General features: G+C 72.7%; 12 protein-coding genes. 9 read left to right on the forward strand and 3 right to left on the reverse strand.

All coding sequences use genetic code 11. The features are described 5' to 3' along the window. The first annotated feature begins 155 nt into the window (after positions 1-155). The 9 genes from ACZ607_RS18015 (at position 156) to ACZ607_RS18055 (ending at position 11236) form a co-directional block, all read left to right on the forward strand. Entirely contained in the window at positions 156-1454 is a 1299-nt protein-coding gene (locus ACZ607_RS18015; RefSeq protein ID WP_469735654.1) for an MFS transporter, read from the forward strand. Between the two features lie 208 nt (positions 1455-1662). Next, positions 1663-2682: a LacI family DNA-binding transcriptional regulator gene (locus ACZ607_RS18020; protein ID WP_469735655.1), complete on the forward strand. Its 1020-nt coding sequence runs from the start codon at positions 1663-1665 to the stop codon at positions 2680-2682. A gap of 84 nt (positions 2683-2766) precedes the next feature. After that, positions 2767-4065 carry an extracellular solute-binding protein gene (locus ACZ607_RS18025; protein ID WP_469735656.1) on the forward strand — a complete coding sequence of 433 codons (1299 nt, stop codon included), beginning with the start codon at positions 2767-2769 and terminating at the stop codon, positions 4063-4065. Further along, positions 4062-5012 (forward strand): carbohydrate ABC transporter permease, encoded by a 951-nt coding sequence (locus ACZ607_RS18030; protein WP_469735657.1) that lies wholly within the window; start codon positions 4062-4064, stop codon positions 5010-5012. The genes ACZ607_RS18025 and ACZ607_RS18030 overlap by 4 nt, the downstream gene beginning before the upstream one ends. Position 5013: 1 nt before the next feature. Continuing rightward, on the forward strand, positions 5014-5937 hold the full coding sequence (locus tag ACZ607_RS18035; RefSeq protein WP_469735658.1) for a carbohydrate ABC transporter permease: 924 nt from the start codon (positions 5014-5016) through the stop codon (positions 5935-5937). An 8-nt stretch (positions 5938-5945) separates the two neighbouring features. After that, complete coding sequence (locus ACZ607_RS18040) at positions 5946-7022, forward strand: glycoside hydrolase family 130 protein (protein ID WP_469735659.1); 1077 nt, start codon at positions 5946-5948, stop codon at positions 7020-7022. Beyond that, on the forward strand, positions 7019-8245 hold the full coding sequence (locus ACZ607_RS18045) for a Gfo/Idh/MocA family protein (RefSeq protein ID WP_469735660.1): 1227 nt from the start codon (positions 7019-7021) through the stop codon (positions 8243-8245). The genes ACZ607_RS18040 and ACZ607_RS18045 overlap by 4 nt, the downstream gene beginning before the upstream one ends. Then, complete coding sequence (locus ACZ607_RS18050) at positions 8242-9864, forward strand: glycoside hydrolase family 13 protein (RefSeq protein ID WP_469735661.1); 1623 nt, start codon at positions 8242-8244, stop codon at positions 9862-9864. Before ACZ607_RS18045 ends, ACZ607_RS18050 begins: the two co-directional genes overlap by 4 nt. After that, positions 9848-11236 carry a phosphomannomutase/phosphoglucomutase gene (locus tag ACZ607_RS18055; RefSeq protein ID WP_469735662.1) on the forward strand — a complete coding sequence of 463 codons (1389 nt, stop codon included), beginning with the start codon at positions 9848-9850 and terminating at the stop codon, positions 11234-11236. The genes ACZ607_RS18050 and ACZ607_RS18055 overlap by 17 nt, the downstream gene beginning before the upstream one ends. Before the next feature lie 29 nt (positions 11237-11265). Here ACZ607_RS18055 and ACZ607_RS18060 read toward each other — a convergent pair whose 3' ends face one another. From ACZ607_RS18060 to ACZ607_RS18070, 3 genes are all read right to left on the reverse strand, one after another. Beyond that, positions 11266-11622, reverse strand: a complete 357-nt coding sequence (locus ACZ607_RS18060; RefSeq protein ID WP_469735663.1) for a nuclear transport factor 2 family protein — start codon at positions 11620-11622, stop codon at positions 11266-11268. Positions 11623-11712: 90 nt separating this feature from the next. Further along, positions 11713-12276: a type 1 glutamine amidotransferase domain-containing protein gene (locus ACZ607_RS18065; RefSeq protein ID WP_469735664.1), complete on the reverse strand. Its 564-nt coding sequence runs from the start codon at positions 12274-12276 to the stop codon at positions 11713-11715. Positions 12277-12366: 90 nt separating this feature from the next. Further along, complete coding sequence (locus ACZ607_RS18070; protein WP_469735665.1) at positions 12367-12831, reverse strand: DUF5709 domain-containing protein; 465 nt, start codon at positions 12829-12831, stop codon at positions 12367-12369. Between the last annotated feature and the right edge of the window lie 28 nt (positions 12832-12859).

Consider the following 12859-nt stretch of genomic DNA (forward strand, 5'->3'; position numbering starts at 1 on the left):
TTCGGGTACGGCGAGCCCCACCGCCGCGCGACGCCCATGGCGCCGCATACCCGACCAGGATACCGTGACCGGCGCCGCCCAGGTGGGAGCCGCCCGGCACGTCCGAGGTGCGTGGATGCCCCGCCGCCCTGCCCCCCCCGGAGACCCGCGCCCTCATGGAGCCCACCACCCCGCCGGACCCGCTGATCCGCCGTCACCGTGCCGCCCTGCGGCTCTGCTTCGCGATACCCGGTCTGTCGCTCGCCACCTGGGTGACCCGCACGCCCGACGTCCGGGACGGGCTCGGTGCCTCGACCGCCGGGATGGGGCTCGTGCTCTTCGGCATGTCGATCGGCTCCATGCTCGGCATCCTGGTGGCCGGCGCCCTGGTGGCACGGTTCGCGACCCGGCCCGTGATCGTCACCGGCATGTGTCTCGTGCTCGCCAGCGGGGGAGTGATGGCCCTCGGTACGACGATGTCCTCGGCGCCGACGGTGGCCTTCGGACTGCTGCTCATCGGAGCCGGGGTGGGCCTCTCGGAGGTCGCCAGCAACGTGGACGGCGCCGTCGTGGAGCGGGAGTTCGGCCGGCCCGTGCTGCCTGCCCTGCACGGCTGCTACAGCCTCGGCACCGTGGCCGGGGCAGTGCTGGGGGTGGCCGGCGCTGCGGCCGGCTTCCCGGTGCCCTGGCACCTGGCGGGCGTACTGCTCCTGGTGACCGTGATGTTCGCCTTCGCGGTGCCGGGACTGCGCCCCGGTATCGGCCGCCCGGACACCGGGGCCGCCGGGGCCGTCGGAGGGGCGTCCGGTGCCACCGGGCAGGTCCGCGAGCGCGGGCTGTACCTCGATCCACGGCTGCTGCTGATCGGCGGAGTGGTGCTGGGCATGACACTGGCCGAGGGCGCCGCCACCGACTGGCTGCCGCTGCTGATGGTCGACGGGCACCACATGCCCTCCGGCCTCGGCTCGTCGGTCTACGCCGGCTTCGCGGCCGCCATGGCGGTCGGCCGCTTCGCGGGCGGACCCGTGGTCGCCCGGGTCGGCCGGCCGGTGGTGCTCGGCGGCGGCGCACTGCTGACGGCCGCCGGTATCGCCCTGGTGTCCTTCGTCGACTCCCCGGTGGCAGCGGGCCTCGCCGTGCTGCTCTGGGGGATCGGCACCTCCCTCGGCTTCCCGCTGGCGCTCTCCGCGGCCGGCGAGTCCGGCCCGGACACCACCGGCCGCGTCGCCCTGACCTCCAGGATCGGTTACGTCGCCCTGCTGGCCGGGCCGCCGTCGCTCGGCTTCCTCGGCGAGCACCACGGGCTGCGCGCCGCGATGGTCCCCGTCCTGCTGCTCATGCTGGTCGCCGCCGCGCTCTCGCCCGCCACCGCCTCCCGGAGCGGCCTCCGAGGGGGCCGCCGCACGCCGGTGCGCACCGGCGGCCCGGACAGGGGCCGGGCCTCCCGGCAGGGTGCGGGGCCCTCCGCGCCGTGATTCCCGGCCGCCGTGCGGGAGTTCGGACGCTCGGTGAGCCGGGAGCACATCCCGTGTGACCCAGGTCACCTCTCGAGGACCATTGACGCCCCATTCTCAAACCGGTTTAGTGAACGCCGGTTGAACGTCTGAACCGGTTTAAACGCCGGTGAGGATGTCGCTCCATCCACCTGCCCGGCTCCCGGGCACGCAGAGAGCGGAAGGCCCCATGGCTCGTAAGCCCACCATCGACGACGTCGCACAGCGTGCGGGTGTCTCGCGCAGTTCCGTCTCGTTCGCCCTGAACGACCGGCCCGGAATCGCGCGGGAGACCAAGGAGCGCATCCTCGCCGTCGCGGCCGAACTCGGCTGGACCCCCAGCCGTCCGGCCAGGGCGCTGTCCCTCGGCAAGGCGGGCGCCTTCGGTCTCGTGCTCGCCCGGGAGCCCGACCTGATCGGCGCCGACCTCTTCTTCCCCGCCTTCATCGCGGGCGTCGAGGTGGCCCTGGGGGAGCGGGGCGACGGGCTCATGGTGCACCTCACCACCCCCGAGCGGGAGCAGTCCGTGTACGAACGGCTGTCCGCCGACCGCCGGGTGGACGGAGTGCTCCTCACCGACCTGCGCCACGACGACCCCCGCCCCGCTCTCATGCACCGGCTCGGACTGCCGGCCGTGGTGGTGGGGCAGAGCGAGTGGAGCGACGGGCTCACCTCGGTGAGCCTCGACGACCGGCCCGCCTACGTGGAGGCCGTACAGCGCCTCGCCGGGCTGGGCCACCGGCGTATCGCCCATGTCGAAGGCCCCCAGGAGTTCCGCCACGCACACCGGCGCCGGGTGGCCTGGGAGGAGACGCTGCACACGCTCGGCCTGCCCGAAGGCCCCGTGATGCCCGGAGGTTTCACGGCGGAGGGGGGTGCGCGGGCCACCCGCGCGCTGCTCTCGCTGGCCGAACCGCCCACCGCGATCGTCTACGGCAACGACCTGGCCGCGACGGCCGGGCTCTCCGTGGCCCAGGAGATGGGGGTCCCGGTTCCGGAACGCCTCTCGGTCGTCGGCTACGACGACACCAGCCTCACGCGCTACACCTACCCGCCGCTCTCCTCCGCCCGCGCCGACGCGCGCGGCTGGGGCGAGGCGGCGGCCCGGGCCCTGGACCGGGTGCTGGCAGGCGAGGAGGTGGCGCACGTCGTGCTGCCGCCCGCCGAGTTCGTTCCCCGCGCGTCGATAGGCCCGGCCCCCGGTGCCTGACGAGCGGGCCGCCGGGCCTTCGTGGCGCGGCGAGGAATGTCCGTCCGGCGACGAGGCCGGGCGGGAACAGTTCGGAGATCTTTCATGCTGAGGAGAACGGCGTACTCGCTGCTCGTGCTCGCCCTCGCGAGCGCCGCGACCGCCTGCGGCCGGCCGGCCCCGGACCAGGAGACCGCCGCGAAGGCGCGGGGTCCCATCACGATCTGGCTGTCGAACAACGCCCAGGAGGTGGCCTGGGGCAGGAACATGGTCGCCGCCTGGAACAGGAGCCACCCCGGACAGCGCGTCACGGCCCAGCAGATACCCGCGGGCAAGACCTCGGAGGAGGCGATCAGCGCCTCCATCATCGCGGGCACCAGCGCCTGCCTGGTCTTCAACACCGCACCCGCCTCGGTGCCGACCTTCGAGAAGCAGAACGGCCTCGTCGCGCTCAGCGACTTCCCGGACGGCGACTCCTACATCGAACGGCGGGGCGGCGCCCTCACCGGCCAGTACGCCTCGCCGGACGGCAAGTTCCGCCAACTGCCGTGGAAGAGCAACCCGGTGATGATCCTCTACAACAAGAAGATCTTCGAGAAGGCCGGCCTCGATCCCGAGCACCCGCGGCTGGCGACGTACAGCCAGTTCCTGGAGACCTCCCGCACCCTCGTGCACAGCGGTGCGGCCAAGGCGGCGATCTGGCCGGCACCCAGCAGCGAGTTCTTCCAGTCCTGGCTCGACTTCTACCCGGCCTTCGCCGCGCAGAGCGGCGGCAAGCAGCTCATCGAGGACGGGAAGCTGCAGTTCGACTCGCCGGCCGGCCGCCAGGTGGCCTCGTTCTGGCGCCAGCTGTACGCGGAGAAGCTCGCGCCGCAGGAGGCGTACCCCGGGGACGCCGTGAACGACGGGAAGGCCGCCATGGCCACCGTCGGACCGTGGGCGGTCTCCGCCTACAAGGACAGTGTCGACATCGGTGTGGCCCCGGTGCCCACCGCCGACGGGAAGTCGCCGCAGGACACCTACTCCTTCAGCGACGAGAAGTCCGCCGCGATGTTCCGTGCCTGCCGCAACCGGGCCACCGCCTGGGACGTGCTGAAGTTCGCCACCTCCGCCCGGCAGGACGGGAAGTTCCTGGAGGCGACGGGGCAGATGCCGATGCGCGAGAACCTGACCGCGCGCTACCCGGACTACTTCGTGAGGAAGCCCGTCTACCAGGCGTTCGCACAGCAGGCCGAGCATGTCGTCGAGGTCCCCAACGTGCCCGGTTCCGTCGACATCTGGCAGGCATTCCGCGACGGGTGGACGAAGTCCGTCGTCTTCGGCGAGGAGCCCACCGGCACCGCGCTGCGCAGGTCCTCGGCCAAGATATCCAAGCTGCTCGACGAGTACGGGGACCCGGCATGACGAACCTCCGTCCCACCGCCACCGCGGGTGCCGCACCCGGCGTCCGGCCACGGCGTGACGGCGCCGCCACCCGCCACGGGAGGACCCGCTCCCGCACCGGCGCGCTGTTCGTGACGCCGTACGTGCTGTTCCTGCTCGTCGTGTTCGCCGTCCCGATGGTCTACACGCTGTGGATCTCCGTCCATCGCTTCTACTTCACCGCCCCCGGCACGGACATCGACTCCCCGTGGGTCGGACTGTCCAACTACCGCGACGTGTTCACCGACCCGGTCGTGGGCCGGGCCTTCCTCAACATCGCCGTCTTCCTCGTGATCAACGTGCCCCTCACGGTGATCCTGGCGCTGGTCCTGGCCTCCGCGCTCAACGCGAGGATCCGCTTCCGCGCCTTCTTCCGCGCCGCCTACTACCTGCCGTACATCACGGCGAGCGTCGCACTGGTCGCGGTGTGGCAGTTCCTGTTCGGTACGGACGGCTTCGTCAACCACCTCCTCGGACCGTACGCGCCGGACCCCTCCTGGCTCGTCAACTCGCATCTCGCGATGCCGATGATCGCCGTCTTCGTGACCTGGAAGCAGCTCGGCTTCTTCGTCATGCTGTACCTCGCCGCGCTCCAGAACGTCGGCAAGGAGCTGTACGAGGCGGCCTCCGTCGACGGGGCGGGCCGCGTACGGCAGTTCTTCGCGGTGACCGTGCCCGGGGTGCGCCCCGCCACGACCCTCGTCCTGATCTACGCGATCATCACCGGCGCCAACCTGTTCAGCGAGCCCTATCTGCTCACCGGCGGCGGCGGTCCCGACCACGCCTCCACCTCGCCCGTCCTGCTCATGTACCAGAAGGGCATCGAGCAGGGGCACCCCGACTTCGCCGCCGCCCTGGGCGTGGTCCTGGTGGGCTTCGTCCTTGTCATCTCGCTGGCCGCCCGCAAGATCTCCGAGAGGGGCAACTGACATGAGCGCCTCGAATCCGGCCACCGGCACCCCGCTCGCCGGCACGCCTGCCACGGGCACCCCGGTGACACCGGCCCCGCTCACGGCCGGCCGCTCGCGCCGGTCCGGGGGGACGGCCGTCAAGTACGCCGTTCTCTCGCTCGGCGCGGTCGCCTTCCTCTTCCCCTTCTACTACATGGTCGTCGGCTCGCTGCGGAGGACCACGACGGGCGACCTGTCGTCGGCCGTGCCCGGCGATCTGGGCGGCGACAGCTACACGGCGGTCAACGGCGCGATCTCGCTGGGCCGTTCCCTGCTCAACTCCGGGATCATGACCATCGGCGTCCTGCTCTGCACCCTCGTCTTCGGGGTGCTCGCCGGATACGCGCTGGCCCAGCTGCACTTCCGCGGGCGGGGGACCTTGTTCGCCTCTCTGCTGCTCGTGCAGATGGTGCCCTTCCAGCTGCTGACGCTGCCGCTCTACGTCCTGGTGGTCCGCGACTACGGGCTCGGCGACAACTACATCGGGATGATCCTCCCGTTCGCGATCAACTCGACGGCCGTGTTCCTGTTCCGCCAGTTCTTCCTCCAGCTGCCGCAGTCCCTCTTCGAGGCCGCCCGTCTCGACGGCGCGGGCGAACTGCGCATCCTGTGGAAGGTCGCGCTGCCGATGGCACGGCCCGCCGTCCTGACCGCGATGCTGCTGACCTTCATCGGGCCGTGGAACGAGTTCCTGTGGCCGTTCCTCGTCACCAAGGACGCGGACATGCAGCCGCTGGCCGTCTCCCTCGCCAGCTTCCTCTCCAACCTCCAGGGCACGGTCGCCAACCCGACCGGCGCCCTGCTGGCCGGCGCCTGTGTGCTGGCCGCCCCCGCCGTGGTGCTGTTCCTGCTGTTCCAGCGCCACTTCACCTCGACCGACATCGACTCCGCGACAAAGGGCTGATTCCCCGTATGAGCACCACCGGCGCCACCCCCCGCATCCCCTACCGCCTGGTACGCAAAGGCCTGATCATGTCCCCGCTGCCCGGCGAGGCGAACGAGGCCGAAGGAGTCCTCAACCCCGCCTCGGGACGCACCCCCGACGGCCGCCTGCACCTGCTGCCGCGCCTGGTCGCCGAGGGCAACGTGTCCCGCGTCGGCCTCGCCGAGGTCACCTTCACCGACGGAGTCCCCAGCGGTGTCGAGCGGCGCGGAGTGGTCCTCTCGCCCGACGAGGGCTGGGAGCGCGGCAAGAACAACGCCGGCGTCGAGGACCCGCGCATCACCTGGATCCCCTCGCTCGGCAAGCACGTCATGTCGTACGTCGCCTACGGGCCGCTCGGCCCCAAGCCGGCGCTCGCCGTGTCCGAGGACCTGACCACGTGGACCCGCCTCGGGCCGGTGCAGTTCGCCTACCAGCCGGACCTCGACACCGACCTCAACCTCTTCCCGAACAAGGACGTCGTCCACTTCCCGGAGCCCGTCCCCGGCCCGGACGGCGAACCCGCCTACGCCATGCTGCACCGCCCGATGTGGGACCTCGGCTGGTTCCGGCCCGGTGAGGGCGTCCACCTGCCCGCCGGGATCACCGACGAGCGGCCCGGCATCTGGATCTCGTACGTGCCGGTCGCCGAGGTCGAGGCCGACATCCGCGCCCTGGCCCGCCCGCGCGACCACCGTCTCGTCGCCCTGTCCGAGCACCCGTGGGAGGAGCTGAAGATCGGCGGAGGGCCCGCCCCGGTCCGCGTCCCCGAGGGATGGCTCCTCATCCACCACGGCGTCTCCGGCCACATCGAGGACCCCTTCGCGCAGAACCAGACGGTGTCCTACGCGGCCGGCGCGATGATCCTCGACCCGGCCGACCCCGCCAGGGTCCTGGCCCGCTCCGAGGAGCCGCTGATGGCGCCCGAGACCGAGGAGGAGCGCGCGGGCACCGTCCCGAACGTCGTGTTCCCGACCGCGATCGAGGAGATCGACGGAGAGCTGTACGTCTTCTACGGCATGGCCGACGCACACATCGGTGTCGCCCTCCTCGAGCGCACGGCATGACCCACGCGACGGCCCCCCTCGGCCTCGGACTCGTCGGCTGCGGCGGCTTCGGGGCGTACGTCCTGGATGCCGTGGCCGGTCTGCCCGGGCTCCGCACGACCGCGGTCGCCGACCCCGACCCCGTACGGGCGAAGGCGCTCGGGGAACGCCACGGCGTGCCCGCGCTCGGCTCCCTGGAGGAGCTGCTGGAGCGCGAGGACGTGACGGCCGTCGCCATCGCCGCACCGCCGGCCGCGCACGCGGCGATGGCCACCGCCGCGCTGCGCGCCGGCCGGCACGTGTTCTGCGAGAAGCCGCTCGCCACCACGGCGCGGGACGCCCGCGCCGTGGCCCGCGAGGCGCGGCGTGCCGGGCGCGCCCTGGTCGTCGACCACGTCCTGCGCTACAACCCGCTGCTGCGGGCCGTGGAACGGATCGTCGCGCAGGGGCTGCTCGCGGCCCCGCGCCGCTTCCTGTTCGAGAACGACGCCTCCGACCAGGACCTCGGTCCCGGACACTGGTTCTGGGACCCCGCGCACAGCGGCGGCATCTTCGTCGAGCACGGTGTGCACTTCTTCGACGCGGCGCGCGCCCTGCTCGGCTCCGACCCGCTCAGCGTCCGGGCGACCGCCGTACGACGGCCGGACGGCCCCGTCGACATGGTCAGCGCCGACGTCCTCCACCCCGGGGGCGTCCTCGCCTCCCACCTCCACTCCTTCACCCACGCGCACCGCTGCGAACGCCAGTTGATGCGCCTGGACCACGGATTCGCCGAGACCAGGATCGACGGCTGGATCCCGGTCCGCGCCGAGATCTCGGCCTGGACCGACGAGCACGGCGCCGAGGCATGGGAGCGGCTGCCCGCGCGCGCCGGGGCGCTGCTGCACGTGGACGGCTTCCGCCCGCACGGCGGGGAACGCGTCTCGGTCACCGTCGAGCGGGACGCCGGACCCGCCGCCCCGGCGCGTGGACGCGGAGAGACACGGATCGTGCCCCACCACGTGCGCGCCGTCCTCGATCTCGGCGGCGAGACCCGCAAACCGCACGTGTACAGCGAGAGCGTGCGTGCCGCCGTCGCCGACCTGGTCCGCGCGGCGCGCGACGGCTCCGCCCCGGTGGCCGACGCCGTCGCCGGCCTCACCGCCGTCGCCGTCGCCGAAGCCGCCACGCTGGCCGCCGACACCGGCACCGAACAGCCCGTGCCCGGCCCCGGCACCACGTACCACCCCCAGGAGTCCTCATGAGCTGGTGGCAGGACGCCGTCTGCTACGAGTTGTACCCGCGCGCCTTCGCCGACTCGGACGGAGACGGGACCGGTGACCTCGCGGGCGCCACCGCCCGGCTCGGCCACATCGCCGAACTCGGCGCGGACGCCGTGTGGATCACCCCGTTCTACCCCTCGCCGCTCGCCGACGGCGGATACGACATCGCCGACCACACCGGGGTCGCCGCCGACCTCGGCAGCTCCGAGGACTTCGACCGGCTCACCGCCCGCGCCCACGGCCTGGGCCTGAAGCTCATCGTCGACCTCGTGCCCAACCACACCTCCGACCGGCACCCCTGGTTCCAGGAGGCACTCGCGGCGGGGCCCGGATCCGCCGCGCGCGGACGGTACCTGTTCCGCGCGGGCCGTGGCCCCGCCGGTCAACTCCCGCCCAACGACTGGCAGTCGGCCTTCGGCGGTCCGGCGTGGACCCGGGTGGCCGACGGCGAGTGGTACTGCCATCTGCACGCGCCCGAGCAGCCCGACCTCGACTGGCGCGCACCGGAGGTACGTTCCGCCTTCGACGGCGTCCTGCGGTACTGGCTCGACCGGGGTGTCGACGGCTTCCGCGTGGACGTCGCGCACGCCCTGTTCAAGGCGGAGGGCCTGCCCGACGCCGGACCCGGACAGCACCAGGACCCGCTGCGCAACCACCTCATGCCGTACTACGACCAGGAGGAGCTTCACCCGCTGTACCGGGAGTGGCGCACCCTCCTCGACACCCACCCCGCGCCGCCCGGCGCCGTACCCCCGCACGAGCGGGTCATGGTCGCCGAGTCCGCCGTGTTCGACCCGGCCAGGCTGGCGCGCTACACCCGGCCCGACGAGATGCACCAGGCATTCAACTTCGCCTTCCTGGAGGCCGCCTGGGATCCGGCCGAGCTGCGCCGGGTCATCGACGCCTCGCTGTCGGCGCCCGGCGGCGGGGCCGTCACCTGGCTGCTCTCCAGCCATGACGCGGTCCGGCCGGTGACCCGCCTCGGCTCCCCGGCCCGCGCCCGGGCGGCGGCCCTGCTCATGCTCGCGCTGCCCGGCTCCGCCTACCTCTACCAGGGCGAGGAGCTGGGCCTGCCGCAGGCCACCGTCCCCGACGACCGCATCCGCGACCCGCTGTGGGAACGCTCCGGCCACACCGACCGGGGCCGCGACGGATCCCGCGTACCGCTGCCGTGGTCCGGTGACAGCGCCCCGTACGGCTTCACCACCGCCGGCCCCGGACGCACCTGGCTGCCCCAGCCGGAGGGCTGGGAGCCGTACACCGTCGCCGCCCAGGAGCGCGACCCCCGCTCCACGCTCAGCCTGTACCGCGCGGCCCTGCGACTGCGCCGCGCCCACCCCGCGCCCGACCCGACGGCCGCACCCCACTGGTACTCCGCGCCCGGCGACCCGTACCTCGCCTTCTCCCGTGCCGCGCTGAGCTGCGTCGTCAACCTCGCCCCGCAGCCCCTGTCCTGGACCGCGCTCGGCGTACCGGGCCGGCCGGTGCTGGCCAGCGGCCCCCTCGACGGCGACACGCTGCCGCCCGACACCGCCCTGTGGCTCCTCGACACCCCCGGACCGCAGCACCACGAAGGAGACGGCCATGGCCGCGCCCACTGACCCCGTCCCGCGCACCGACCTGTCCGGACTCGTCAAGGCGTACGACGTGCGCGGAGTCGTCCCGGACCAGTGGGACGAATCCACGGCGGAACTGTTCGGCGCCGCGTTCGTCCAGGTCACCGGGGCGAGCGCCCTCGTGACCGGACACGACATGCGCGCCACGTCGCCGGGCCTGGCACGGGCCTTCGCCCGGGGCGCGGTCGCGCGGGGCGCGGACGTCACCGAGACCGGCCTCTGCTCGACCGACCAGCTCTACTACGCCTCGGGCGCCCTCGGACTGCCCGGCGCGATGTTCACCGCCTCGCACAACCCCGCCCGCTACAACGGCATCAAGATGTGCCGCGCCGGTGCCGCACCGGTCGGCCAGGACAGCGGACTCGCCGAGATCCGCTCGCTCGTCGAGCGGTGGACCGACACCGGCGCCCCCTCGCCCGCCCCCGGCGGCTCCGGCACGCTCACGCGGCGCGACACCCTGCGGGAATACGCGGGCCACCTGCGGACGCTCGTCGACCTGACGGCGATCCGCCCGCTCAAGGTGGTCGTGGACGCCGGCAACGGGATGGGCGGCCACACGGTGCCGACGGTCCTCGCCGGCCTCCCGCTCGACGTCGTACCCCTGTACTTCGAGCTCGACGGCAGCTTCCCGAACCACGAGGCCAACCCGCTCGACCCGAAGAACATCGTGGACCTCCGGGCCCGCGTCCTGGCCGAGGGCGCCGATCTCGGGCTGGCCTTCGACGGCGACGCCGACCGCTGCTTCGTCGTGGACGAACGCGGCGAACCGGTGTCACCGTCCGCGATCACCGCACTCGTCGCCACCCGTGAACTCGCCCGCAGGCCAGGCGCCACCGTCCTGCACAACCTGATCACCTCGCGCGCCGTGGCCGAGGTGATCCGCGAGGCGGGCGGCACACCGGTACGCACCCGCGTCGGCCACTCCTTCATCAAGGCCGAGATGGCACGCACCGGCGCGGTCTTCGGCGGCGAGCACTCCGCGCACTACTACTTCGCCGACTTCTGGAACGCCGACACCGGCATGCTCGCCGCCCTCCACGTCCTCGCCGCGCTCGGCGGACAGGACGGCACCCTGTCGGCGCTCACCCGCCGCTTCGAGCGGTACGCCGCCTCCGGAGAGATCAACTCCACGGTCGACGACGCGGCCGGCCGGCTCGCCGCGGTCCGCGAGGCCTGGAGCGGACGGCCCGGTGTCACCCTCGACGAGCTCGACGGCCTCACCGTGAACGGCGCGGACCGGTGGTTCAACCTCCGCCCCTCCCACACCGAGCCGCTCCTCCGCCTCAACGTCGAGGCGCGCGACCAGCGCACCATGCGGGAGCTGCGCGACGAGGTGCTGGCCGTGGTCCGCGCCTGAGCGTCCGTGTGCGAGCGGGTGGCGGTCGCTCAGAACCCCTTGAAGAAGCCGTACAGCCGGTGGATCCGGCCGCCCTCGAAGACCGCGACGTCGTATCCGCTCACCGCCGGTGCCTCGCCCGGGGTGCCGAGCTCCCACGGGAAGTGGGCGGTGTCGTGGTGGGTCAGCACCGCGCCGTGGGTGAAGAGCATGCCGGGGAAGTTCTGCTGGGAGGTGGCGATGTACGCGTCGATCGCCGCCACGCCGTCGGCCTCCACCATCGGATCGACGTAGACGCCGTCCGGGGTGAAGGCCTCGTCGAGCATGGCCCGTCGCGCCCCTTCGTCCGTTTCGTTCCAGATCGCTATGTACTTCTCGACCAGTTCCGTGACCGCGCTGCTGTCCATGCCCGGAACCCTATCGGCGGGGCCCCCGCCGGGTCGGCGTTTTCCGGTACAGCAGGCCGCCCGGCCCCCGGAGGCGTGCGGCGGCGGTGGTCAGGGGCGCGCGGAGAGGGCCGTGCGGATCTCCTGCACGAACGGCTCCAGGTCACCCGGGTCGCGTGAGGTGATCAGGGTCCAGCCACCGGAGCCGTCCGTCACGACCGGCTCGTCGGCCCACTCGGCCCCCGCGTTGCGGATGTCGGTCCGCAGCGAGGCGTAGGAGGTCAGACGCTTGCCCGTGAGCACGTCCGCCTCGACCACGGCCCAGGGGCCGTGGCAGATGGCCGCGACCGGGCGTCCGGAGTCCGTGAAGGAACGGACGATCCCGGTCGTGGCGCTCTGGAGCCTGAGGGTGTCGGCGTTCAGGGTGCCGCCCGGGATGAGCAGCAGGTCGTAGTCCGTGGGGTCGGCGTCGTCCAGGGTGAGGTCGGGACGGACGCTCCGGCCCGGGTCCTTGTCACCGACCAGCGTCTCGATGTCGTCCATCGAGACGGCGGCCACGTCCACCTGGACCCCCGCACCGCGGAGCTGCTCGACGGGCACCACGAGCTCGTCCTGCTCCACGCCGTAGTTGGTGACGACGGCCAGTACCTTGCGCTGCTTGCCGTTGTCGGTCATCGGTTGTCACCTTTCCTGTTTCCTGCGCGCGGTCCACCGGTCGTGGCCCGCGATCGTGCCGGTCCCCTTCATGGAGGGGCTCCCCGCCGCTCAGGTGCCGTCGTCCTCCTGGATGTGGACGGCCGCCTCCTCGGCGGAGGCCGCCCCGCCGTCGATGCCGACGTCCCGGCCGAGCACCCGGTTGTTGCGTACGGCTCCGGGCTCCTCGTCGGTCGCGGCGACGCGCCCGGCGCGTTCGTCCCCGGCGTCGTCCTCCTCCGGGCCGTTGTCCTCCGGCTCGCCGTCGTCCCGGCCCGCGACCTGGAGCGGGTCCTCCTCGGGCACTTCCTGCGCGAGGCGGCCGTCGAGGGATTCGCCCTCCCTCTGCTCCTCGCCGGTCGTGCCGTACTTGGATACGCCCAACGGCTTCTCCGGCGGGGAGTACCCGGTGTCCAGCTGGTCGTCGAGGTCGGGCTCGTCGATCACGTTCTCCGGGTCGAGGTCGTCCGTCGGCGGGTTGTCCACGTCCGAGCCGTCCGGCTGGTAGACGTCGTCACCACGTGCTTGCTCCGACATCGGGCCGCTCCTTTCCCTTGAGGTCGTC

The sequence above is a fragment of the Streptomyces sp. NPDC104381 genome (assembly GCF_055583745.1).

Excerpts from the sequence above, each read along its gene's own strand:
- ACZ607_RS18015 (WP_469735654.1), top strand. The coding sequence starts at position 156 with ATGGAGCCCACCACCCCGCCGGACCCGCTGATCCGCCGTCACCGTGCC.
- ACZ607_RS18020 (WP_469735655.1), top strand. The coding sequence starts at position 1,663 with ATGGCTCGTAAGCCCACCATCGACGACGTCGCACAGCGTGCGGGTGTC.
- ACZ607_RS18025 (WP_469735656.1), top strand. The coding sequence starts at position 2,767 with ATGCTGAGGAGAACGGCGTACTCGCTGCTCGTGCTCGCCCTCGCGAGC.
- ACZ607_RS18030 (WP_469735657.1), top strand. The coding sequence starts at position 4,062 with ATGACGAACCTCCGTCCCACCGCCACCGCGGGTGCCGCACCCGGCGTC.
- ACZ607_RS18035 (WP_469735658.1), top strand. The coding sequence starts at position 5,014 with ATGAGCGCCTCGAATCCGGCCACCGGCACCCCGCTCGCCGGCACGCCT.
- ACZ607_RS18040 (WP_469735659.1), top strand. The coding sequence starts at position 5,946 with ATGAGCACCACCGGCGCCACCCCCCGCATCCCCTACCGCCTGGTACGC.
- ACZ607_RS18045 (WP_469735660.1), top strand. The coding sequence starts at position 7,019 with ATGACCCACGCGACGGCCCCCCTCGGCCTCGGACTCGTCGGCTGCGGC.
- ACZ607_RS18050 (WP_469735661.1), top strand. The coding sequence starts at position 8,242 with ATGAGCTGGTGGCAGGACGCCGTCTGCTACGAGTTGTACCCGCGCGCC.
- ACZ607_RS18055 (WP_469735662.1), top strand. The coding sequence starts at position 9,848 with ATGGCCGCGCCCACTGACCCCGTCCCGCGCACCGACCTGTCCGGACTC.
- ACZ607_RS18060 (WP_469735663.1), bottom strand. The coding sequence starts at position 11,622 with ATGGACAGCAGCGCGGTCACGGAACTGGTCGAGAAGTACATAGCGATC.
- ACZ607_RS18065 (WP_469735664.1), bottom strand. The coding sequence starts at position 12,276 with ATGACCGACAACGGCAAGCAGCGCAAGGTACTGGCCGTCGTCACCAAC.
- ACZ607_RS18070 (WP_469735665.1), bottom strand. The coding sequence starts at position 12,831 with ATGTCGGAGCAAGCACGTGGTGACGACGTCTACCAGCCGGACGGCTCG.